We start from the raw sequence: 21,216 nt of genomic DNA, 5'->3' as shown, positions 1-21,216 counted from the left end.
CGTCGGCAGGAGGCGGGATCGCACCTGGGCGGGCCTGTGGCTACGGCCGCCGGTCGGCCCGGGCGGAGTCCCGAGCCGGGCGACGGCGTCTGCCGCACGGACCGCCGGGGAGCGCGCGGGTGCGTGGTGGTGAGAGGGGGGCCGGCCGCGGCCGGCGGAGAAGTGACTCCGGCCCGCGGCCGGCCTGCCGTCGCGGACGCCGGTCAGGCCTGCCTTCCGACAGGTGTCGCGGCAGGCACCGGCACCCCGGCCCGCAGCAGTCCCTCCGTGCGCAGACCTTCCCATACGGCGTCCGGCAGAGGCCGGTTGAAGTGCTCGACCGCGTCGCGGACCTGCGCGGCCGACCGCGGCCCGACGAGGACGGAGGCGACGGCCGGATGCCCGAGGGGGAAGCGGACCGCGGCCGCCCGCAGCGGCACCCCGCGTGCCTCGGTGAGATCACGCATCCGCCGTGCCCGGCGCAGGAGTTGCGCGGGCGCCGCGGCGTAGTCGTACGTGGCACCCGGCGACGGGTCGGCCAGCAGGCCGGAGTTGAGGGCACCGCCCACGATCACGCTCTTGCCGGCGGCCGCCGCGGCCGGCAACAGGTCCTCCAGCGCGCCCTGTTCGAGCAGGGTGTAGCGCCCGGCGCACAACACGGCGTCGACGTCCGTGTCCGTGACGAAGCGCGTCAGCATCCGGGTCCGGTTCATACCCGCGCCGATCGCCCGGACCACGCCCTGTGCCCGCAGATCCTCCAGCGCCGGACAGGCCTCCCGGAACGCCTGTTCCTCGTGGTCGTCCGGATCGTGCAGCAGGACCAGGTCGACGCGGTCGAGCCCGAGACGGGTGAGGCTCTGCTCCAGAGAGCGGCGCACACCGTCGGCGCTGAAGTCCCACCGCCGCCGGTGCGTGGCCGGTACGGCGAAGCCGTTGGCCAGGTCGTCCCCGCCGCCGTCGTGCGGGACGAGCACCCGTCCCACCTTCGTCGACAGGGTGAAATCGTCCCGGGGCCTGTCCCGCAGAGCCGCCCCGAGTCTGCGTTCCGACAGGCCGAGCCCGTAGTGCGGGGCGGTGTCGAAGTAGCGGACGCCCGCCGCCCAGGCGGCGTCCACGGTGGCCGCCGCCTCCTCCTCACCCACGGGCGTGTAGAGACCGGCGACGGCCGCGGCGCCGAAGCCGAGGGCGGTGACGGACACGTCGCTGCGGCCGAGGGTGCGGCTCGGCAGCGACGGACCGGCACCGGTCCCGCCCGGCCGTGTCACCGCCCCTCCGGCCGCGACCGCAGCCCCTGCGTTCCACCGTCCACCGCGAGGGCGGTGCCCGTGCCCGAGGTGGCGGACGGGCTCGCCAGGTACACGATGGCCGCGGCGACCTCCTCGGCACTGACCAGCCGTCCCAGGGGCTGACGGGCCTCGAGCGCGGCCCGCTCGGCCGCCGGGCCGGGTGCACGGTCGAGGAGGTGGCCGATCCAGGGCGTGTCCGCCGTGCCGGGGGTCACGGAGTTGACGCGGATGCCGTCCCGGATGTGGTCCGCGGCCATGGCCGGCGTCAGGGACAGGATCGCGCCCTTGCTGGTGCTGTACAGGGCCCGTTGCGGCAGATCCGCCGTGGCCGCGACGGAGCAGGTGTTGACGACCGCCGCCTGCGCGGAGGCCCGCAGACGGGGGAGGGCCGCACGGGCGGTGCGGACCATGCCGAGGACGTTCACGTCGGGGACCCGGTGCCACTCGGCGTCTTCGTTGTCCTCGACCGTGCCGATCGCGCCGACACGGGCGTTGTTGACCAGGGTGTCCACACCGCCGAGGTCGTGGGCCGCTGCGGTGACGGCGGAGCGCACCGAGGCGTCGTCGGACACGTCCGCGGCGTGACCCCGCACGGGCTGGTCCACCGGTGCCGGGTCGTGGTCCAGTACGGCGACCTCCGCGCCCCGGGCGGCCAGCAGCCCCGCGGTGGCCCCGCCGATGCCGGATTCACCGCCGGCCAACGGGGCCCTGAGCACGGACAGCTCACTCATCGGTTCGTCCCCTTCCGCCGTTGGGCGAGGTCGGCGGCCCGGAAGACACCGTCCGGACACCGGTGGGCCGCGATCGAGTCGGCATGCGGCTGGGAGGAGAAGCCGGGCGCCGTCGGAGCCACGTAGCGCGAGGTGGGGAAGCGGATGTCGACCACGTCGACGTCGATGACGCGTGCCGTGGCCACGAGGCACGTCCTTCCCTGGATCGCCCAGGATGACGCCGCCATCGATGGTGTGGCCAGGTGATCACCATGTCAAGGGTCGCACGTCGTCAACGTGCGTCTGGCGGGGCCGGCGAACCCCGTAGGACATGGAGTGCCGGACGCCATCCGCCGCGAGCCCGGCCGAGCAGCTCGGCGACCAGCGTGGCGAACTCCTCCGGGACGGCCGGGCGGATGCCGAGCTGCTCCGCCTTGGCGCGCTTCGAACCCGCTCCCTCACCCGCGACGACGAACGCCGTGTTCTCGGAGACACCGGAGGAGGAGCGTCCACCGGCCCGCCCGAACCGAGTTCCTGGACCGGGTGCCCGACTCGCGCCTGACCCGGCGGACCCTCGGACGGCGCCACGCCCGCCGGGGCGAGGTGAGGTTCCGGCCCGTCGGGGAGGGCGGCACGTCGATGACCGTGCGGACGTCGGTCCAGCCGCGCGGACCGACCGGCGCACTCACCGCGGTCCCCGGGGCGGCCGGCCGGCTCGTGCGGCCCGAGCTCGCGGCCTTCGAGACGGGCTTCGAGACGGCCTTCGAGACGGGCTTCGAGACGGCCTTCGAGACGGGCTTCGAGAGTCACGGATACGCGAGTGGCGCCCGGCGGGGACCATCCGGGGCGGGCAGATACGGCCGGGGGAGCCGGAAGCGCCGCGGAGCCGGGTGGTGATCTGACCCGTGGGCCGAGCCGCGGACGGCAACACGGCGAACCGGGCTCCGACATCGGCGACCGGCCCCATCGAGGGGCATCGCCGTCCGGCTGTGGCGCACGGCACCGTGGCCGCGCCGGACACCGGCCCCGGCGCGGGAATGGCGGGAAGCAGGGCACCGTTGACACCTGTCATGCCCGACACTTCGCCACGACCCGCGGCTGCCCGCATGCCGCTCGCCGTCTACATCCTCGGCCTGTCCGTCTTCGCGCTCGGCACGAGCGAGTTCATGCTCTCCGGACTGCTGCCGCCCATCGCCGAGGACATGGACGTGTCGATCCCGCAAGCCGGGCTGCTGATATCGGCGTTCGCGATCGGCATGGTGATCGGTGCGCCGCTGCTCGCGGTCGCGACCCTGCGGCTGCCGCGCAGGACCACGCTGGTCTCACTGATCTCCGTGTTCGGCCTCGGCCAGGTCGCGGGTGCGCTCGCGACCGGCTACGAGGTCCTGTTCGTCTCCCGGGTCGTGAGCGCGCTCGCCTGCGCCGGATTCTGGGCCGTGGGCGCGGCCGTGGCCATCGCGATGGTGCCGGTGACCGCGCGGGCCCGCGCCATGGCCGTGATGATCGGAGGACTGTCCGTCGCCAACGTTCTCGGCGTCCCGGCGGGCGCCTTCCTCGGTGAGCACCTGGGCTGGCGGTCCGCGTTCTGGGCCGTGGGCGGCGCGTCCGCCGTCGCGCTCGTCGGTGTGGTGACCCTGATCCCCCGTATTCCGCTGCCCGAGCGGCGGCCCCGGCTCAGGGGCGAGCTGGCGATCTACCGCGACCGCCAGGTCTGGCTGTCCATCGTCGTGACCGCGCTCGCCGCCGGCGGGGTGTTCTGCGCCTTCTCCTACCTCGCGCCGCTCCTCACCGACGTGGCGGGACTGGCGGACGGCTGGGTGCCGACCGTGCTGGCGCTGTTCGGCGTCGGCGCCCTGATCGGCACGACGATCGGCGGCCGGGTCGCCGACGCGCACCTGTTCGGCGTCCTCCTGTCCGGCATCACGGCCTCGACGGTGCTGCTGGCCGCGCTGGCGCTGTTCGCCTCCAGCCCCGCCGTCGTGATCGCCCTGTCACTGCTGCTCGGCGTCTCCGCGTTCTACACGGCACCCGCGCTCAACGCGCGCATGTTCAACGTCGCGGGTGCCGCGCCCACCCTGGCCGGCGCGACGACGACCGCCGCCTTCAACCTGGGCAACACCGGTGGCCCCTGGCTCGGCGGCACGGTGATCGACGCGGACCTCGGATACGCCGCCACGGCCTGGGCGGGCGCGGCGATGACCCTGGTCGCGATCGCCTTCGTCGCCGTCTCCCTGCGCTTGCACACCCGCTCGCGCGTCGTGATGAGCGGCATGGCCCACGAGACCGCGGGCGTGGACCGTACCCAGCGGGTGTGACGCCCACGCGAGTCCGGACACCCACGCGAGTCCGGACACTCGCCGGTGTCTGGAAACCACACGGGAGTCGGGCTCCCGCCGGGGCGTGAAACCGGCGTCACCCATGATCATCGCAAGGACAAGGGCAAGGGCAAGGGCAGGGGCAAGGGCAAGGGCGGGGGCGGGTGAGGGGGCGGGTGAGGGGGCGGGGTCGTGGCACGGCGGCAGCGCGCCGCGACAGCATCTCGGAGGGCGCGGTCCGAATCCGGCCGCCCCGCCCCGCCCCCTCACCCGGCGTCCACACCCGGCAGGGCGGACCCTGGCGCCCCGTCAAGGGGCCGTGGGGCCGGCCGCGGCCCCGGCGCAGCGGTCGGCCAGCCGGGCGAACGCCTCCTTGAGCGCGGGCGGGCCGACGACCTCGATGTCGGTGTCGAAGAGACAGAAGGCGGCGGCGAGGGCGGGCCACGACCAGGAGCCCAGCGTGAGCCGGCAGCGGTCCGGACCGAGTCTCTCGACGGTGCCGTCGGCGGCGTGCGGGGACACCGCGGAGGCGGGCAGGCGGAGTACGGCCTCACCGCGGCAGGGCCAGTCGGGGGAGCCGTCGGAGCCGCGGAACCTGCCGGTCAGGAACGAGGCCACGTCCCCGCCGGGCGGTTCCCTCGGCGCGAAGCGGGGCCCGGTGGGAGTGCGCGGGGTGATCCGGTCGGCACGGAAGACACGCCAGTCCTCGCGGTCGAGGTCCCAGGCGACCAGGTACCAGCGCCCGCCGCGGACTACGAGGTGGTGCGGCTCCACCCGGCGCGGTGGCCGTGCCGCGTCGTCACCGGTGTCCGGCGGGTGGACCGGGGTGTGGTCGAAGCGCAGCACCTCACGGGCCTGGACGGCGGCGCCGAGCGCCATGAGGACGCCGCTGTCCGCCTGGGGCTGCGGACGGGGCGCGGACCGTGCGACGGAGGTGACGTGCAGGGCGTCGATCCGGTGCCGGAGACGGGCGGGCATGACCTGGCGCAGGGTGGTCAGGGCACGCGCCGCGCCGTCCTCGATCCCGGCGCCGGTGGCGGCGGCGGTCCGCAGCGCGACGGCGAGCGCGACCGCCTGTTCGTCGTCGAAGAGCAGCGGGGGCCCGCGTCCCGGCGTCGAGCCGGTAGCCGCCGTCGGGGCCCTTCACCGCCAGGACGGGATAGCCCAGCTCACGGAGCCGGTCGACGTCGCGGCGCAGTGTGCGCGCACTGATGTCCAGCCGCTCGGCCAGCACCGCGCCGGGCCAGTCCCGGCGTGCCTGGAGCAGCGAGAGCAGGAACAGCAGCCGGGCCGAGGTCTTCTGCATGACCGCCATGCTGCCGCGGATAGCGGCCACTACCTGACCGCTACCCGCGGCAGAGTGAGCGGCGCGAGGCCGGACGGGCCCCGCGGCCGGCCCGCTCCGAGGGCCGTCCCACGCTTTCCATGCTGTTGTCCCCGAGGCGAGGAGCCCATCGTGACCGCCAGAGCCGTGACCCACCTGAACTTCCGCGGTGACGCCCGCGAGGCCCTCACCTTCTACGGGACGGTGTTCGGTGGAGACCTCACCGTGGTGACGTACGAGGACACCGGCGACGTCCAGGACCCCGCGGAGGCCGACCAGGTGATGTGGGGCCAGGTGTCCGCCGCCGACGGTCCGTGCGTGATGGCCTACGACGTGCCGGCCGGCCTGCCCTGGAACCAGGGCGAGAACGCGTTCTTCGTCTCCCTGCGCGGCGACACGACCGAGGAGATCGCCGCGTACTGGGAGAAGCTGTCCGCGGGCGCGACCGTCCTGCGGCCCCTGGGGGCCGCGCAGTGGGCGCCTCTCTACGGCATGCTGCGGGACCGGTTCGGCGTCACCTGGGTCCTGGACGTGGTGAGCGAGTACAGCGCATGACCGTGCTCGACGCCCGGTCGCTGAACCGGGCGGCACTCGCCCGGCAGCTGCTGCTCGACCGCGCGGACCACCCGGTCCTGGACGCCGTCGCGCACCTCGGCGGCATGCAGGCCCAGGAGCCGCAGGAACCGTTCGTCGGACTCTGGTCGCGGCTGCGCGACTTCACGCCCCCGGCGCTCTCGGACCTGCTGACCGGGCGTCGGGTGGTGCGCACCCACCTGATGCGCCGGACCGTCCATCTCGTCACCGCCGACGACGTGCTGGCCTGGCGCTCCCGCCACGACGCCATGCTGCGCGGACGCGTCCTCGGCACCTACCGGCGCGAGCTCGAAGGAGTGGACCTCGACGAGCTCACGGCGGCGGGCCGGGCGGTCCTGGCCGACGGCGAGCCCCGCTCGATGGGTGAACTCGCGCGGGCGGTGGCCGGACGCCGGCCGGAGGCGGGGCCCCGCCCACTGGGGGAGATGCTGGTCGCCGCGCTGATCCCGATGGTGCAACTGCCGCCGCGCGGGCTCTGGCGCACCAGAGCGGGGGTGCGCTACGCCCCGGTCGAGGCCTGGCTGGGCCGTGAGGTCGACCCGCCCGCCCCGCCGGGCACCGATCCGGTCGGCGAGGCGCTGGTGCGCCGCTACCTCGCCGCGTTCGGACCGGCCGCCTCGGCGGACCTGCGCGCCTGGTGCGGGCTCGCCGGACTGCCCGCCGCTGTCGCCGCGGTACGCGGGGAACTGGTCGCCTTCCGCGACGAACGGGGCAGGGCACTGCTGGACCTCCCCGGCGCACCCCGCCCCGATCCCGGCACCCCGGCACCGGTGCGGTTCCTGCCGGCGTTCGACAACGCGATCCTCGGCTACCGGGACCGCGGCCGCGTCATCGACGACGCGCACCGCGGTCTGTCGGTCACCGGGGCCCGTGTCGTCCTCGTCGACGGCCGGGTCTCGGCGACCTGGACCGTCGAGGACGACACGGTGACCGTCACCCCGCTGCGCCGGCTCACCCGGGCGGAGCGCAGCGAAGTCGGCGAGGAGGGGCGGGCCCTGGCGTCCTTCCTCTCCGAGGGTGACAGCGACCGGGCCCGGGTGGGGACGGCCCCGCCCTGACCGGCGGGTGGACCGTGCCCTACCCGGAGCCGCGCGCCGTCACGCACCGAGGAGGAGGGAGAACGCGCGGGTGTCGGTGCCCTCGTAGATCCTGGCGGTGTCGGCCGGGGTGGTGAGCAGGACCATCAGGGTCAGCGACACGCCGGCACCGGCCACGGCTGCGGCGGCCACGCGCCGGCGAGCTCGACGTCGCAGCGGTCGGCCAACTGGCCTGCGCCGCCGCCCACGCCGCCGTCCCGGGCGACCGGCCCGCCACCCGGGTCGACAGGCGCATCCACGAGAACCCGACCCGCTCCCGCACCTCCTGGACGGTCCGCTGCGGTCCGGGCGGCAACGCGGCCCCGGTGACCGGCTGACCCGTCGGCTGCCCGCGGCAACGGAATGCGGCGTACACCCATCTCCGTGACCTACACCAGGGGGAGAGGGGCACGGGGGCGCACTACACCCGATGCAGTACACCAGTCCAGACCCAGGGTCGGATCAATCGCGGACGAGTCCGGGTGAGCATGGATGAGTACCCCGGTCAGCGCCTCGGCCTCCCCCCATGTGCCGGGTCTTCGTCCTGCCCGTAACCCGACGGATTGGTCCCAGGTGGCTACGTTTCTCTATCGACTCGGCCGGCGCGCGTTCCGGCGCCGCGGTCTCGTCGCCCTGCTGTGGGTGGCCATACTCGTGGGCGCAGGCGTCGCCGCGTCCACCGCGCCCACCCCGCCCGAAGACTCCTTCTCCATGCCCGGCACCGAGTCCCAGAAGGCCTTCGACCTGCTCGACGAGCAGTTCCCGGCCGCCAGTGCCGAGGGTGCCACCGCACGCGTCGTGATCCGCGCCCCCGAGGGCGGAAAGATCTCCGACCCGGCCGGAAAGGCGCAGGTCGGGGAACTGGTGAAGGCCCTCGGCGCGGGCCCGCAGGTCGCCTCGGTGGACGACCCGTTCAAGGCGGACGCCGTCAGCGAGGACGGCACGACCGCGTACGCCTCCGTGACCTACAAGGTCAACGCCATGGAGCTGACCGACCAGGCCCGTGCTTCGCTCACCGCCGCCGCCGATGACGCGCGCACCGACGGCTTCACCGTGGAGACCGGCGGCGACGCGGTCGTGGCCGAGCAGGAGATGGGCGGCACCGCCGAGCTGATCGGCATCGGGGTGGCCGCGATCGTGCTCCTGCTGACCTTCGGCTCGCTGGTCGCGGCCGGCATGCCGCTGATCTCGGCGATCATCGGTGTCGGCATCGGCATCTCCGCCATCGGGGCGCTCGGCAGCACGCTGGAACTGTCCGCCACGACCTCCACCCTCGCCATGATGATCGGCCTCGCGGTCGCCATCGACTACGCCCTGTTCATCGTCTCGCGCTACCGCGCGGAGATAGCCGAGGGCCGCACTCCCGAGGAGGCCGCGGGCCGGGCGGTCGGCACGGCGGGCTCCGCGGTCGTCTTCGCCGGACTCACGGTCGTCGTGGCCCTGTCCGGCCTCGCGATCGTGAACATCCCGATCCTCACCAAGATGGGCCTGGCCGCCGCGGGAACGGTCGGCATCGCCGTGCTGATCGCCCTCACCCTCACCCCGGCGCTGCTCGGCTTCGCCGGCAGGAAGGCGCTGAGCCGCAAGGACCGCAAGGCGCCCGCGGGAGCGCGGGCCGCGTCCGCCAGGCCCAAGCTCGGCACCCGCTGGGCCCGCTTCGTACAGCGGCGCCCGGTCACCGTACTGCTGACCGCGGTGCTCGGCCTCGGCGTCATCGCCGTGCCCGCCGCCGGCATGGAGCTGGGCCTGCCCGACGAGGGCAGCTCCGCCCCCGACACCACGCAGCGCAAGGCCTACGACATGCTGTCCGAGTCCTTCGGGGCCGGGTTCAACGGCCCGCTGATGGTCACCGTCGACGCCCGCGACGCGGACGACCCGAAGGCCGCCGCCGACACCGTCGGCGAGAAGATCACCGGACTGGGGAAGGCCGCGGCCGTCACCGCGGCCAGGTTCAACGAGAGCGGCGACACCGCCGTCCTCACCGTGGTGCCCAAGACCGGCCCGAGCGACGCCGCGACCGAGTCGCTGGTGCACGACATCCGCTCGCTGGCCGGCGGCGTCAGGGGCGACACGGGCGCGACCATGCTGGTCACCGGCGCGACCGCGATGACGATCGACTTCTCCCAGACCCTGGACGACGCGCTCATCCCGTACCTGGCACTGGTCGTCGGGCTGGCCTTCCTGCTCCTGATGCTGGTGTTCCGCTCGATCCTCGTCCCGCTGAAGGCGGCCCTGGGCTTCCTGCTCTCGGTGGCAGCGGCGCTCGGCGCGGTGGTCGCGGTCTTCCAGTGGGGCTGGCTCGCGGACGTGATCGGCGTGGACCAGCCGGGCCCGATCATGTCGATGATGCCCATCTTCATGATCGGCGTGGTCTTCGGTCTCGCCATGGACTACGAGGTCTTCCTCGTCACGCGCATGCGTGAGGCGTACGTCCACGGATCGTCCGCCGCCGAGTCCGTCACCACGGGCTTCACTCACGGCGGCCGCGTCGTCGCGGCGGCCGCGATCATCATGATCAGCGTCTTCTCCGGCTTCATCCTGGAGAACGACGCCATGATCAAGATGATGGGCTTCGGCCTCGCGATCGCGGTCCTCTTCGACGCCTTCGTGGTCCGCATGGCGGTCGTGCCCGCGGTGCTCGCCCTGCTGGGCACCAAGGCCTGGTGGCTGCCCAGGTGGCTGGACCGCATCCTGCCGAACGTCGACGTCGAGGGCGAGAAGCTGCACAAGGAGCTGGGCGACACGACCCCGCCCGGGCAGCCCGCGCGCGAGCCGGAGACGGCCGGCGTCTGAACCCCCGCGCACACGGCCCTCCGAGGCAGCGCACACGGCCCCGGTGCCCTGGACGTCCAGGACACCGGGGCCTTCGCTTCACAGGTCCCGCGCGGGGCGGGTGAGCGCCTCGTCCAGGACGACGTGGAGACGGCCGGGTCGATCGCCCCGCTGCCCGCCCCGGCGGTCGCGGCGGGCCACGCCGTCGTCACCCGGCGGCCGAGCCCACCGGTGCACCGCAGTGCGGCCGTCGTGGCGCGGCGCCCCGCGGTGAACGCGGTCGTCGCCGCGCTCCGCGACCACCCCGAGACCCCGGCCCCCTTCCTCCGCTCGTTCGGCTGCGCCGGGGTCGGTGTCGTCGCCATCGCGGCCATCGGCACGCTGCTGGTGATGCCGGCTCTGTTCGTCGTCCTGGGGCACCGGGTCAACAGCGGGCGGCTGCCGTGGGCGAAGCGAGAGCGCACCGGCACCCGGGCGTCCCTGTGGGGACGGCCGGCCGGCACCGTGATGCGGCGCCCCGGCGCTCACCGCGCTGCCCGTGCTGGCCGTACTGCTGGTGGCGGCGAGCCCGCTGCCGGGCATCACCCTGGGCACCCCGGACGAACGCGTGCTGGCCGAGGACGCGCAGAGCCGCCAGGTGGCCTCCGTGCGGCGGGAGAAGTCCGACGGCAACGACGACGCCGCCCTCCACGTCGTCATCGACGAGCCCGTGGACGGGGCGCCGCTGGGCTCCTACGCGGCCGGACTGTCCGGTCTCGAAGGGGTGGTCCGCGTCGAGACCGGCACGGGAACCTACGTCGGGGGACGGCTCGCGGCGGCCGGTCCCGGCAACGCGGCCCTCAGCCGCCCCGACGCCCAGCGGATCACCGTGGTGAGCGGCCTCACCCTTCGGTCGGACCAGGCACAGGAGCTGGTCGAAGAGGTGCGGGCCGTCGCGCCGCCCGCCGGGACCAGGGCCCCTGGTGGGCGGCGGGGACGCCCAGCTGATCGACTCCGAGGACTCCATCAGCGGTCGGCTCCCGCTCGCCCTCGGCCTGGTCGCCCTCACCACCTTCGTTCTGCTCTTGTCCCCCTCCCGCCCGGGAGGCGGGCACGGGCGGGGGCCCGCCTCCCGGGCGGGAGATCAGGAACCGACGGCGGCGGGGTCCTCGGCGCCGGCCTCTCCGGCCGGTCTGAACTCCACGGCGACGACCCCGTCCACACTCCTGCAGTGCTCCTCCAGCAGCGGGGCGGACACATGACCCGGGAGCCGGCCGCTCAGTACGACATGTCCGTGCGTCACGTCCACCTGCACCGACGAGGGAGCCAGGCCGAGCACCTTGACCAGGGCCTCCTCGATGATCTCGGTGCGGATCGCGCGGTCCGTGCGCAGGAAGACCCGCAGCAGGTCGCTCCTGCTGACAACCCCGGCCAGCCGTCCGCCCTCGTCGACGACCAGGAGCCGTTTGATGCCGTGCCGCGCCATCACCCGGGCGGCGTCCACGACGCTCCAGCTCTCGTGGGCGCAGAGCGCGGGCGAGGTCATGAGCCCGGCCGCGTCCGTGGCGCCCGCCTTGGCACCCGCCGACCGGGACCACTCGGCGTACTCGGAGGAGCCGTCGGGTTCCGCACCCCACATCTTCTGCAGGAGGTCGGCCTCCGACACCACCCCCACGGGACGGTTCTCCCCGTCGACGACCGGCACCGCGGTGATGTCGTACTCCAGCAGCAGGTGGGCGATCTCCTTGAACGGTGTGCCCCGCTGCACGCGGACCACGGCGTCGCTCATCAGATCGCCCACCCTCTGGTGTGTCATCAGGGGTCTTCTCCTCCGCTGCCGGCCCGCGTCGACCGGCGTTCGTCCTTCTTGTCCGTGAAAACGATCGGCCGGCCGTGGGAGTGCCCCGACGCCGCCGCGTGGGGACCGACCAGGACCAGGGCGATGTCGTCGCCCGGGGTGGGCGCGTGCCGGATGAGGGCGTCGGCCATGGCGTCGAGGTCGCCCGGGTCGCCGTGTTCCAGGAGCCCGGCGAGGGCCGCGGTCGCGTCGTCGAGGTCGACTCCGGGGGCCTCGACGAGTCCGTCGGTGTAGAGCGCGAGCACGCTGCCCGGCGGCAGCGAGAACTCCAGCGAGGGATACACGGTGTCCGGCTCGATGCCCAGCAGCAGGCCGGGCGGTACCCGCAGGGCCTGGACGCGCCCGTCGGTGTGGCGCACCAGAGGCGGTGGGTGGCCGGCGAGCGCCACACAGGCGCGATGCGTGGCCAGGTCGAGGTGGACGTAGGCACAGCTGGTGAACAGCCCGGGGTCCAGATCGGTCAGCAGACGGTTGGTGCGGGCCAGGACGTCCCCGGGGGGCGCTCCCACGGTGGCGTGCGCGTGCACGGCGGTGCGGACCTGGCCCATGAGTGCCGCGGCGTCCACGTTGTGGCCCTGTACGTCGCCGATGGTGACCGCGGCCGTGTGGTCGTCGAGGCGGATGACGTCGTAGAAGTCGCCGCCGATGCCCAGGCCCCGTGCGGCCGGAAGGTAACAGGCGGCCACGTCCAGGCCGGGCACGCGGGGCAGGGTGTGCGGCAGCAGGGCGGACTGCAGGCGGTGGGCGAGGTGGTGTTTGGCGTCGTAGAGCCGGGCGCGGTCCAGGGCCTGACCGACCAGGCCGGCCAGCGACGTGAGGGCGGCCCGTTCGCCGGGCGGGAAGACGTGGGGCCGTCGGTAGGACAGGAGGAGGGAGCCGATGGGGCGGCCGGAGGCGATCAGCGGCAGCACGGCCCATGCGGCCATCCCGTCCTCGTGCGTCATGGTGGGGTAGGCGTCGTGGAGTTCGTCGAAGGTCGCCCAGAAACCCGGGACGCCCGTGGTCAGGACGTCGGCGCCGGGGATGGGCGAGGTGAGGGGAGCCCCGTCGAAGTGCTCCAGGAGATCCGGGCGGTAGCCGCGCTGACCGACGATCTTCAGGCGGCCGTCCTCCTGGGCCATCACCACCATGCCCTGCGCGCCGAGGGCGGGCATCAGCTGGTCGGCGGTCTGCTCGACCACGTCCTGCACACCGACGGCCTCGGTGAGGGTGGAGGCCAGGTGCATCAGGTGGTAGAGCACGGTGGCGCGGCTGGGCCCGGAGGGCGCTACGGACCGGGACGGGGGCGCGTCCGCGTCCGGGCTGCCGTGAGTGATGCGGACGCTGAGCCCGGTGGCGTCCGGGTACAGCTCGAAGGCGAGCCACGTATCCGGGGGCCGCAGGACCGTGAAGGCCTGTGGGCGCCGGCTGACCAGCGCGGCCCGGTAGCGGTCCTCGACATGCGGCACGTCCATCCAGGGGAGCGCCTCCCACGGCAGCGCGCCCACCAGGACGGAGCGGTCGGCACCGAGGAGTTCGGCCGCCGCCGGAGTGACGAAGGCGATGCGTCCGTCCAGGTCGAGCGTGCAGGAGCCGCCCGGCAGGCGGTCCACGAAGGCGGACAGCGCGACCGCCTCGGCGGGGGAGGGCGTGCGGGGGGCCGGTGGTGGCAGGGTCCGCGGCCGCTCCGTGGGCAGCAGCGGTTCGCCGCGGTCGACCGCCCGATGCAGGCTCTCGCCGAGGCGGCGGCAGCCCTCCCGGATGACCTCCTGCTCACCGGTGCTCAGCCGGGCCTGGTGGTTCCCGGGCCAGAGCAGCACCAGCCCGCCCAGGAGCGCGGTGCCCGAGACGAGTGGTGCGGCCGCCAGCCCGAAGTCGTACGGCAGTACGAGCGCCAGCCGCGGATACTCACGGGCCATCTCCTCCCGGTCGCCGGCCCACACCAGGCGACGCTCGCGGACGGCGTCCGCCACGGGCATCGGGTCCTTCAGCCCGACACGCCGCCACGGAACGGCCATCTCCTGCGGGACCCCCGTGATCAGGACCTGCCACAGGGCACTCTCGCCCGGCGGCAGCACGTACAGAATCCCTCCGAACGCACCACTCGCCCGCACCACGGCGGTCATCGTGGAGTCCATCAGCCGTCCACTGCCCGACGTCGGCCACCCCGAACATCACGCATATCTGGACCCTACGCCCGTCCCGCCGCGTCGGCATGCGAGGACGCGGCCGCGGGGGGCCGCCGCTCAGCGCCGGGTGCAGGGCCACCGGGCCTGCGCTTCACGTACAGCCGGCCGCCCGCCGGGCCGAGCCCCACCAGCCGTGCGGCACCGGGCACATCGGGCCTCCGCGGTGCGCGAGGCGCTGGAGTCGTCCGGCGATCTCGGCTTCCGCTGCGGCGTCAACGACGCGGCGCACGCCGGGGCCGACGACGGCGCCGGGGCGGTGGCCTGACCGAGCACGGCCGACACCGCGGCCGCGAGTGCCGGAGTGTGCCGGCCGTGCCGCAGTCCGGCCGGCCGTCGAGGCAGAGCCCGGTGTCTGTCTCGCCCGCTATGTGCGCAGCAGTCGCTGCGTGATCTCCCGGTACTGCCGCAGCGCGAGCCTGAGTTCCTCGGCATGCGTCTCGGGAGCCTTGTCCTGCCAGCTCTCGTGCAGGGCACGACGCCGCTCCGCGAGGGCGTGCGCGAGGTGGGCCGCGGCGTCGTCGAATGCGGCCTCCGCCTCCTCCAGCGCCTCGTGCGGAGCGTCGGCGAAGGTGTTGATGGCCTTGCGGAGGCGGTCCATGACCGCGCCCCGCTCCGCCGACGGCAGAAGTGTCTCCGGCGCCGCGAACCCCTGTTCCGGGCGGCGCGGGTGCTGGTCCGAGGGCTGCTGTGCGCGCGTCTGGTCGTACATCATCGTGTGCCGCTTTCCTGGTCTGCCTGGATCACCGGGTTCCCCGGAGCGGCATGGCTCTGCGCCGTACTGACAGTCAACGGTCCAGGACGGTGTGTGTCAAAGCACCGGCTTCCCCGTGCCCTGTCGCCGCCGGGTGAGGGACCGGGGCAGTCGGTGATGATGCCGTCGACGCCGAGGTCCGTCATGGTGCGGACGGCGCCTGGTTCGTCGACGGTCCAGACGTCGCTGTCACGGGCAGCCTGCCGCGGTCCGGCGGGTCCGGGACCGGCCGACGGGCGGGAGCAACGAACCAGTCATCAGAGGCGGAGGGGGTGAATGCGTGCGATCACCCCCTCCCACCCCGTGCCTTTCACCTGCCGAGGATGCCCTGGGGAAGGAGGGACTGTGGAGAGGTGGCAGGATGCCCCACCTCCAGCGATCCGAGGAGACCGTTCAGGAGCGGAGCACCGGGAACGCCGACGGACGGACCGGGCACGGGGGCCGCCTCGGCGACGGGAGCGGAGACCAGCAGAGCGGTGGCCATGGCGGAGACGCATGCGAGCTTCTTGATCATGCCCGTCCCAACGAACGGCGGCCCCGGGGGAAACGCTCGCCGTGGGCCGGCTGGGCCAGTCGGGTGCACACGGGCGCCGACCGAGGCAACCGGCGGAAGCGGCGCGGGCTCGGGGGAGGCACGGAACGCCTGGACCACCAGCGCGGCGATCCCGCCGGGAGGCCGCGACGCGGGCGGCCGCCTGTTCACGGTGACCGGGAGCCATCCGGCCACGTCGGCGACACCGGCTTCACCGCGACGGGCGACGTCGGCGCCGGAGCGCTCCACCACGATCACCTCGGGCTCCACCGGGAGCAGGAACCGTCGTGACACCTCGGGACGCCGGACCGGTGTCCGGCCGGGCTCGCCCGCGGCCCTACCCGCGGGGTAATCGACCATTCCCCCGCGGCTCGGCAGGATCAGGCACGTCGACGGAAACGTTCCGCCGGTATCCGGCCCACGGCAGCGAGGAGCACACGATGCCCGCCACCCCCACCGCACCCACGGAAGACCAGGTCGCCGAGTCCACCCGCTCCGTCGTACGAGACTTCCTCGCCGCCCGCATGGCCGGCGACACCGGACGGCTGGTCGAGATCTTCGCCGACCAGGTCGACTGGCTGCTCGCGGAGAACCCCGCGGTCCCGTGGATCCGACCCCGTGCCACGGGCGTCGAAGCAGCTTCCCAGTTCACGGAGTTGACGGAGTACACCGTGCCCGGGGACGCACGGGCCTCGGTCGACACCTTCCTCGTCGACGGCACGGACGCCGTCCTGATGGGGTGGCTGTCGGGGACCGTACGCGCGACGGGCAAGTCCTTCGCGGGGCCGTTCGCACTGCGCCTGACCGTCGAGGGCGGCCGGATCACCCGGCACCACCTCTACGAGAACAGCCTGTCCATCGCCGAGGCGTGTGCACCGGGCACGTGAGCCCTCGCCCGGGCCGGACCGAACCGGTCGCCGGTCCGGCATCGCCCCGTCCGCATCCTCGGCCATCAGGTCCCGCGCGGCCGGTGTCAGCTCGCGACCGTCCGCGCAGCGCGGGAAGGCCCGCGGGGTCCACTGGGCGTCTTCTCCAGCGCGTCCTCCGCAGGAACTGTCCCGGCGGCGGTGCCGCATCACGCTCGGTCCGCCGCGCGTGGCCAGACGAACACCTCGGTACCGGGCCGGCGTTCGGAGAAGCCAGCCGGACGGTGAGACCAGGTCGTTCAGCCGGCCGCGCCCGTCCAGGTCCAGCACCTCGCCGACACGTCCGCCAGGCCGGGGGCGTACGGGAGTCTCCCGCGCCGGTAGAAGGCGGCGGAACCGGAGGAACGGCGGCTCGTCGCATTCCCGGCCGCTCACCATCACCGCTCACCGTCACCACCCGCCCCTTCCCCGATCCCGTATCCATCCGGCCTGCCGGCCATGACTCCACCGTGCAGCCGGTGCGCCCGCCCTGCGCCCTGCCCCGGCCCCGGTACGGCGCCGCACACTCACAGGCATGGGGGACACACACGAACCGAACCTCTTCCCGGTGCCGGGCCCCGACGGACACCGACAGCCGCCCGCCGGGGCGCCCAGGCCCTGGGAGGGCACCGACCGCAGGCAGGCCGCCCGTGAGGGCGCCACCGGGCCCGAGCCGCCGGCCCGTCCCGTCTGTCCGCACTGCGGCCTGCCCGGTGAACGCCGCCTCACCTACACCGGCCGGCACGTCCTGCTCGAACCCCGGCTCACCGTCCCCGCCCACCTCGTCCCCGGCGGGCACCGCTGGCACGTCGACCCCGGCGGGCAGGCCTGGAACGGCGGCCTGGGCGAGCCCCCGCCCGGCACCACCTGCCGCATCCCCCACCAGCTCACCTGCCCGGGCCTCACCCTGGACGAGATCAAACCGTGGCGGTGGCTGGACGCGGTACGCGAGGAGAACACCCGCCGGGCATGGCGGCAGACGGACGAGAGCGGCTGTCCGGGGGCGTTGCCCGACGTCGGGTGACCGCTCCTGTGGCGGCAGGACCGCCGTGGGCGGGGCGTCGAGAGGGCCGCGGACGCCGGTGACGGCGCGATGCGCGAACTCCGCGGCGCCGGTGTGGCCGCCGAGCCGCGGCGGGCGTACCACCGGGGCGTGGGCCACAGGGACACCCGCGGAGCGCTCCCTGCGCTGAGCGCGCGGCCCCCGGAGCCTTTCCGACCGGCCCTACGAGGACTCGCGTACCACCAGCTCCGTCGGCAGCGTCATCTGCTGCCGGGGCGCACCGTGCTGCGTGATGTCGGTGAGAATGCGGGCCATGGTACGGCCCAGTTCCTCCACCGGCTGACGCACCGTCGTCAGCGGCGGATTGGTGTGGCGGGCCAGGACGGAGTCCTCGAAACCGACGACGGCGACGTCACCCGGCACCTGTCGCCGCTGCCGGCGAAGTTCGGCCAGGGCGCCGACCGCCATGAGGTCGGAGGCGGCGAACACGGCGTCGAGGTCGGGGGAGCGTTCAAGAAGCAAACGCATGGCGTTCGCGCCGCCCTCCTCGGTGAAGTCGCCCGTCTCCACTAGGAGTTCCGTCGCGGGTACGCCCGCCTCCAGGTGCGCGGTGTGCCAGCCGGCGAGCCGGCTGCGGCCGACATCCATGTCCAGCGGACCGGTGATGGTGGCGATCCGCCGCCGTCCGCTGCTCAGCAGATGCCGCACCGCTTCGGTGGCCCCGCCGGCGTTGTCGGAGTTGACGTAGCTCAGCCGCTCGCCCGCGTCGCGGCGGCCGGCCAGCACGGTGGGCAGGCCCATCTCCTCCAGCATGCCCGGCAGCCGGTCCTCGGCGTGCACGGAGACCAGGAGCACGCCGTCCACGCGGCGGGTGGCGACGGACTGGGTCAGCTGGTCGCGCTCCGCCTGGTCGCGGACGAGCATCAGCTGCAGCTGGGTCCGGCTCTCGGCCAGGGCGCCGCTGACACCGCGGATGAGCGCGGCGAAGAACGGCTCCGAACCGAGCCGGCTCTCCGACTCCGGGATCACCAGGGCCACGGCGTTGGTGCGGTTGGTCACCAGGCCGCGGGCGACCGAGTTGGGAACATAATTGAGTTCCTTGATCGCCGCAAGCACTCTGGCCCGTGCGTCCGCACTGACCAGGTCCGAGCCGTTGACGACACGGGAAACCGTGGTGCGGCCCACCCCGGCGCGGGCGGCGACCGTTTTGATCGTTGGACGGCGGTTGCCGGTCATGTACTCCCCCCTCGGCGGCCGCGGTGGCGGTGCCTACCGCGGAGGTGACCTGCGGCAATTCTTGCAGACACCGCCGCCGGCGAAGCACCCCAGGGGCTCGGGGAGGCGAACGCGGCCTGCGGGTCGCGGTGACGACTTGGTTTCAAGTCATTGACAGATCGGCTCGTTCCCACGAGTCTTCGATGCGCCGGGTGGGAACGTGCCCACAAAAAATGGGCACGTTCCCACCCGATGTTCGAGCCGCTGTCTTTCATCGCTGTAGCCATCGCAGTAGTCATCGCGCAACTCGTCACTCCGATGTGTCAGCGCCGTCGCTAGGAGGAGATTCATGGGCACTCTCGGTTCGTTGCGCAGAAGGACGGTGGCGACAGCCGCGGCCGTCGGCGCGCTGGCTCTGGTGGTCGGCTGCGGCAGCAGTGACGACTCGGCCACCGGCGGTGGCAAGAAGGACGGCAAGGTCACCATCACCATGGGCATGTACGGGGTGATGGGCATCAAGGAGACGGGCCTTCTCGAGCAGTACGAGAAGGAGAACCCCGATGTCGACATCAAGGCCGAGATCGCCGGTGACGAGCAGACGTACTACACCGCGCTGCAGACCAGGCTCGCCGCCGGCAAGGGCCTGAAGGACATCCAGGGCATAGAGATCGGCCGGGCCAAGGAGATCACCGAGACCCAGGCCGACAAGTTCGCGGACTTCTCCGACGTCGCGGGCACCGACCACTTCCTGCCGTGGAAGGAGTCCCAGATCAGCACCGAGGACGGCAAGGTGCTGGGTCTGGGCACCGACATCGGCCCGATGGCGGTCTGCTACCGCAAGGACTACTTCGAGAAGGCGGGCCTGCCCACCGACCGCGAAGAGGTCGCCAAGCTGTGGGAAGGCGACTGGAACAAGTACGTCGAGGTCGGCCGCACCTTCAAGAAGGGCTACAAGGGCGGCGACGTGGCCTACATGGACGCGGCCAGCGGCCTGTTCAACGCCATGGTCTACGGCTACCCCGAGCAGTACTACGACGACCAGGGCGAGCTGATCTACGACACCAACCCGGCCGTCAAGGAGGCGTGGAACCTCGCCGCCGACGCGGCGGAGGACGGTCTGACGGCCAAGCTCCGCCAGTTCCAGCCCGGTTGGGACCCGGGCCTGGCCAACGGCACCTTCGCCACCGCGGTGTGCCCGGCCTGGATGCTCAGCCACATCAGCGAGAAGGCCGGCGAGGCGAACAAGGGCAAGTGGGATGTCGCCAAGGCCCCCAAGGGCGCCAACTGGGGCGGCTCCTTCCTCGGCGTGGTCGAGCAGAGCCCGGTGAAGGAGGAGGCCAAGAAGCTCGTCGCCTGGCTGACCGCGCCCGAGCAGCAGGCCCACATCTTCAAGGAGATCGGCAACATCCCGTCCTCCCGTGAGGCGCTGGACAGCCCCGAGGTGAAGAACGCCAAGTCGGAGTACTTCAGCGACGCGCCGATCGGCCAGATCTTCGGTGCCGCCGCCCAGGAGATCCCGGACAAGCAGGTCCTCGGCCGCAAGGACGGCACGATCAAGGACACCTTCTCCCAGGGTCTGGCCCTGATCGAGCAGGGAGACACCACGCGTGACGAGGCGTGGAAGACCACCGGGGAGCGCATCGAGAAGGCGGTCGGCTGACCGTCCGTTCCCGAGGCCGTCCGGGCCCGCCCGCGTCTCGCCGGCGGGCCCGGACGGCCGGCTCACCCATCTGCTCTCAGGAAGGAAGTCCGGTGGCCACTTCCACCACCAAGGCCCTGGCCGGGGACGAGCCTCCGGGTCCGTCCCGCGAGACGGGCGGCAAGGACACCGCCCGGCGGCGCGGCGCGCTCCTGCACCGGCTCGACATCAAGGGCGCCCCGTACGTCTTCGTCGCGCCGTTCTTCGTGGTCTTCGCGGCGTTCAGCTTCTACCCCCTGATCTACACCTCGTGGATCTCCCTGCACGACGTGGAGCTGGCCACCCTCGATGTCATGGAGTGGGTGGCGTTCGACAACTACGTCGAGCTGTGGGGCGACTCCCGCTTCTGGAACGCGCTGCAGAACACCATCACCATCGGCATCATCTCCACGGTGCCGCAGCTCCTCATGGCACTGGGCATGGCGCACCTGCTCAACTACCGGATGCGCGCGTCGCTGTTCTTCCGGGTCGCCTCCCTGGTGCCCTACGCCACCTCGGTCGCCGCGGCCGCCCTCGTCTTCACCATGATCTTCGAGCGCGACTTCGGCATGATCAACTGGGCACTCGGCTCGGTCGGGATCGACCCGGTGGACTGGGAGGCCGACAAGTGGCCCGCCCAGGTCGCGATCTCCAGCATCGTCATCTGGCGCTGGACCGGCTACAACGCGCTGCTCTACCTGGCCGCCATGCAGGCCATCCCCGCCGACCGGTACGAGGCGGCCTCCCTCGACGGCGCCTCGAGGTGGCAGCAGTTCACCCACGTCACCATCCCCGGGATCCGCTCCACCATCGTCTTCACCATCGTGCTCTCCACCATCGGCGCCACCCAGCTCTTCGGCGAGCCGCTGATCTTCGGACAGGGGCCCAACGGCGTCACCGGCGGTGCGGACAACCAGTACCAGACGCTGGGGCTGCTGCTGTACGAGGAGGGGTGGAAGAACTACCAGATGGGCCGCTCGGCGACCGTCGCCTGGGCGATGTTCCTGCTGCTGGTCCTCGTCTTCGTCGTGCAGCGCGTCATCAAGCGCCTGCGAACCCGCACGTCCTGAC

Annotated in this window: 20 protein-coding genes and 2 pseudogenes; 11 read left to right on the top strand and 11 right to left on the bottom strand. The window is 73.2% G+C overall.

Translation table 11 applies throughout. From position 1 onward, the window contains the following. Nucleotides 1–203 precede the first annotated feature (203 nt). Genes ACGFYH_RS25140 through ACGFYH_RS25130 form a run of 3 tightly spaced genes read right to left on the bottom strand, consistent with a single transcriptional unit; the run spans nt 204 to nt 2,181 of the window. Nucleotides 204–1,244, bottom strand: coding sequence for an aldo/keto reductase (locus tag ACGFYH_RS25140; RefSeq protein WP_393805421.1), 1,041 nt, complete (start codon nt 1,242–1,244; stop codon nt 204–206). Beyond that, nucleotides 1,241–1,996 (bottom strand): SDR family NAD(P)-dependent oxidoreductase, encoded by a 756-nt coding sequence (locus tag ACGFYH_RS25135; protein WP_393805420.1) that lies wholly within the window; start codon nt 1,994–1,996, stop codon nt 1,241–1,243. The genes ACGFYH_RS25140 and ACGFYH_RS25135 overlap by 4 nt, the downstream gene beginning before the upstream one ends. Further along, nucleotides 1,993–2,181, bottom strand: coding sequence for a hypothetical protein (locus ACGFYH_RS25130; RefSeq protein WP_393805419.1), 189 nt, complete (start codon nt 2,179–2,181; stop codon nt 1,993–1,995). The genes ACGFYH_RS25135 and ACGFYH_RS25130 overlap by 4 nt, the downstream gene beginning before the upstream one ends. Nucleotides 2,182–2,518: 337 nt before the next feature. Between ACGFYH_RS25130 and ACGFYH_RS25125 the strand changes: the two genes are divergently transcribed. Continuing rightward, nucleotides 2,519–2,872, top strand: coding sequence for a hypothetical protein (locus ACGFYH_RS25125; RefSeq protein WP_393805491.1), 354 nt, complete (start codon nt 2,519–2,521; stop codon nt 2,870–2,872). A gap of 209 nt (nt 2,873–3,081) precedes the next feature. After that, on the top strand, nt 3,082–4,290 hold the full coding sequence (locus ACGFYH_RS25120; RefSeq protein ID WP_393805487.1) for a Cmx/CmrA family chloramphenicol efflux MFS transporter: 1,209 nt from the start codon (nt 3,082–3,084) through the stop codon (nt 4,288–4,290). 309 nt (nt 4,291–4,599) lie between these two features. Here ACGFYH_RS25120 and ACGFYH_RS25115 read toward each other — a convergent pair. Then, a pseudogene (locus ACGFYH_RS25115) lies at nt 4,600–5,557 on the bottom strand (helix-turn-helix transcriptional regulator). Here ACGFYH_RS25115 and ACGFYH_RS25110 point away from each other — a divergent pair. The 3 genes from ACGFYH_RS25110 to ACGFYH_RS25100 all read left to right on the top strand — a co-directional run bounded on the left by ACGFYH_RS25110 (nt 5,502) and on the right by ACGFYH_RS25100 (nt 7,266). Next, nucleotides 5,502–5,633: a hypothetical protein gene (locus tag ACGFYH_RS25110; RefSeq protein ID WP_393805490.1), complete on the top strand. Its 132-nt coding sequence runs from the start codon at nt 5,502–5,504 to the stop codon at nt 5,631–5,633. The pseudogene ACGFYH_RS25115 and the gene ACGFYH_RS25110 sit on opposite strands and share 56 nt — an antisense overlap. 113 nt (nt 5,634–5,746) lie before the next feature. Beyond that, nucleotides 5,747–6,169, top strand: coding sequence for a VOC family protein (locus ACGFYH_RS25105; RefSeq protein WP_393805418.1), 423 nt, complete (start codon nt 5,747–5,749; stop codon nt 6,167–6,169). After that, entirely contained in the window at nt 6,166–7,266 is a 1,101-nt protein-coding gene (locus ACGFYH_RS25100; protein WP_393805417.1) for a winged helix DNA-binding domain-containing protein, read from the top strand. Before ACGFYH_RS25105 ends, ACGFYH_RS25100 begins: the two co-directional genes overlap by 4 nt. A 39-nt stretch (nt 7,267–7,305) precedes the next feature. On the opposite strand, the gene ACGFYH_RS25095 is transcribed toward ACGFYH_RS25100, so the two are convergent. Beyond that, the gene (locus ACGFYH_RS25095; protein WP_393805416.1) at nt 7,306–7,437 is read right to left on the bottom strand and encodes a hypothetical protein; all 132 of its coding nucleotides are present in this window, start codon (nt 7,435–7,437) and stop codon (nt 7,306–7,308) included. A gap of 420 nt (nt 7,438–7,857) precedes the next feature. Here ACGFYH_RS25095 and ACGFYH_RS25090 point away from each other — a divergent pair, with 420 nt between their 5' ends. Continuing rightward, nucleotides 7,858–10,077, top strand: coding sequence for an MMPL family transporter (locus ACGFYH_RS25090; protein WP_393805415.1), 2,220 nt, complete (start codon nt 7,858–7,860; stop codon nt 10,075–10,077). Between the two features lie 246 nt (nt 10,078–10,323). After that, nucleotides 10,324–11,120 (top strand): annotated as a pseudogene (locus ACGFYH_RS25085) (MMPL family transporter); the annotation flags it as partial. A 59-nt stretch (nt 11,121–11,179) separates the two neighbouring features. Here the strand turns inward: ACGFYH_RS25085 and ACGFYH_RS25080 are convergent. The 5 genes from ACGFYH_RS25080 to ACGFYH_RS25060 form a co-directional block, all read right to left on the bottom strand. Further along, on the bottom strand, nt 11,180–11,851 hold the full coding sequence (locus ACGFYH_RS25080; RefSeq protein ID WP_393805414.1) for a CBS domain-containing protein: 672 nt from the start codon (nt 11,849–11,851) through the stop codon (nt 11,180–11,182). After that, complete coding sequence (locus ACGFYH_RS25075; protein ID WP_393805413.1) at nt 11,851–14,010, bottom strand: SpoIIE family protein phosphatase; 2,160 nt, start codon at nt 14,008–14,010, stop codon at nt 11,851–11,853. The genes ACGFYH_RS25080 and ACGFYH_RS25075 overlap by 1 nt, the downstream gene beginning before the upstream one ends. 415 nt (nt 14,011–14,425) lie before the next feature. Continuing rightward, complete coding sequence (locus ACGFYH_RS25070; RefSeq protein WP_393805486.1) at nt 14,426–14,770, bottom strand: hypothetical protein; 345 nt, start codon at nt 14,768–14,770, stop codon at nt 14,426–14,428. Next, entirely contained in the window at nt 14,770–15,066 is a 297-nt protein-coding gene (locus tag ACGFYH_RS25065; protein ID WP_393805485.1) for a hypothetical protein, read from the bottom strand. The genes ACGFYH_RS25070 and ACGFYH_RS25065 overlap by 1 nt, the downstream gene beginning before the upstream one ends. Before the next feature lie 56 nt (nt 15,067–15,122). Further along, entirely contained in the window at nt 15,123–15,326 is a 204-nt protein-coding gene (locus ACGFYH_RS25060; protein WP_393805412.1) for a hypothetical protein, read from the bottom strand. A 458-nt stretch (nt 15,327–15,784) separates the two neighbouring features. Here ACGFYH_RS25060 and ACGFYH_RS25055 point away from each other — a divergent pair, with 458 nt between their 5' ends. Beyond that, nucleotides 15,785–16,231, top strand: coding sequence for a nuclear transport factor 2 family protein (locus ACGFYH_RS25055; RefSeq protein ID WP_393805411.1), 447 nt, complete (start codon nt 15,785–15,787; stop codon nt 16,229–16,231). A gap of 553 nt (nt 16,232–16,784) precedes the next feature. Next, entirely contained in the window at nt 16,785–17,273 is a 489-nt protein-coding gene (locus ACGFYH_RS25050) for a DUF6083 domain-containing protein (RefSeq protein ID WP_393805410.1), read from the top strand. Between the two features lie 201 nt (nt 17,274–17,474). Here ACGFYH_RS25050 and ACGFYH_RS25045 read toward each other — a convergent pair whose 3' ends face one another. Next, a complete protein-coding gene (locus tag ACGFYH_RS25045) occupies nt 17,475–18,488 on the bottom strand; it encodes a LacI family DNA-binding transcriptional regulator (RefSeq protein WP_393805409.1) in 1,014 nt (337 codons plus the stop codon). A gap of 328 nt (nt 18,489–18,816) precedes the next feature. Here ACGFYH_RS25045 and ACGFYH_RS25040 point away from each other — a divergent pair, with 328 nt between their 5' ends. Beyond that, complete coding sequence (locus tag ACGFYH_RS25040) at nt 18,817–20,127, top strand: ABC transporter substrate-binding protein (protein WP_393805408.1); 1,311 nt, start codon at nt 18,817–18,819, stop codon at nt 20,125–20,127. 92 nt (nt 20,128–20,219) lie between these two features. Next, complete coding sequence (locus ACGFYH_RS25035; protein WP_393805407.1) at nt 20,220–21,215, top strand: carbohydrate ABC transporter permease; 996 nt, start codon at nt 20,220–20,222, stop codon at nt 21,213–21,215. The last annotated feature ends 1 nt before the right edge of the window (nt 21,216 follow it).

Origin of the sequence: Streptomyces sp. NPDC048392 (assembly GCF_043200575.1) — a bacterium.
GTDB lineage: Bacteria > Actinomycetota > Actinomycetes > Streptomycetales > Streptomycetaceae > Streptomyces.
The sequence above is the reverse complement of the archived record's forward strand: the minus strand, read 5'-3'. Positions and strand labels throughout refer to the sequence as shown.

Excerpts from the sequence above, each read along its gene's own strand:
- ACGFYH_RS25070 (WP_393805486.1), bottom strand. The coding sequence starts at position 14,770 with ATGTACGACCAGACGCGCGCACAGCAGCCCTCGGACCAGCACCCGCGC.
- ACGFYH_RS25080 (WP_393805414.1), bottom strand. The coding sequence starts at position 11,851 with ATGACACACCAGAGGGTGGGCGATCTGATGAGCGACGCCGTGGTCCGC.
- ACGFYH_RS25055 (WP_393805411.1), top strand. The coding sequence starts at position 15,785 with ATGCCCGCCACCCCCACCGCACCCACGGAAGACCAGGTCGCCGAGTCC.
- ACGFYH_RS25100 (WP_393805417.1), top strand. The coding sequence starts at position 6,166 with ATGACCGTGCTCGACGCCCGGTCGCTGAACCGGGCGGCACTCGCCCGG.
- ACGFYH_RS25075 (WP_393805413.1), bottom strand. The coding sequence starts at position 14,010 with ATGGACTCCACGATGACCGCCGTGGTGCGGGCGAGTGGTGCGTTCGGA.
- ACGFYH_RS25135 (WP_393805420.1), bottom strand. The coding sequence starts at position 1,996 with ATGAGTGAGCTGTCCGTGCTCAGGGCCCCGTTGGCCGGCGGTGAATCC.
- ACGFYH_RS25050 (WP_393805410.1), top strand. The coding sequence starts at position 16,785 with ATGGGGGACACACACGAACCGAACCTCTTCCCGGTGCCGGGCCCCGAC.
- ACGFYH_RS25120 (WP_393805487.1), top strand. The coding sequence starts at position 3,082 with ATGCCGCTCGCCGTCTACATCCTCGGCCTGTCCGTCTTCGCGCTCGGC.
- ACGFYH_RS25110 (WP_393805490.1), top strand. The coding sequence starts at position 5,502 with ATGTCCAGCCGCTCGGCCAGCACCGCGCCGGGCCAGTCCCGGCGTGCC.
- ACGFYH_RS25045 (WP_393805409.1), bottom strand. The coding sequence starts at position 18,488 with ATGACCGGCAACCGCCGTCCAACGATCAAAACGGTCGCCGCCCGCGCC.
- ACGFYH_RS25060 (WP_393805412.1), bottom strand. The coding sequence starts at position 15,326 with ATGATCAAGAAGCTCGCATGCGTCTCCGCCATGGCCACCGCTCTGCTG.
- ACGFYH_RS25040 (WP_393805408.1), top strand. The coding sequence starts at position 18,817 with ATGGGCACTCTCGGTTCGTTGCGCAGAAGGACGGTGGCGACAGCCGCG.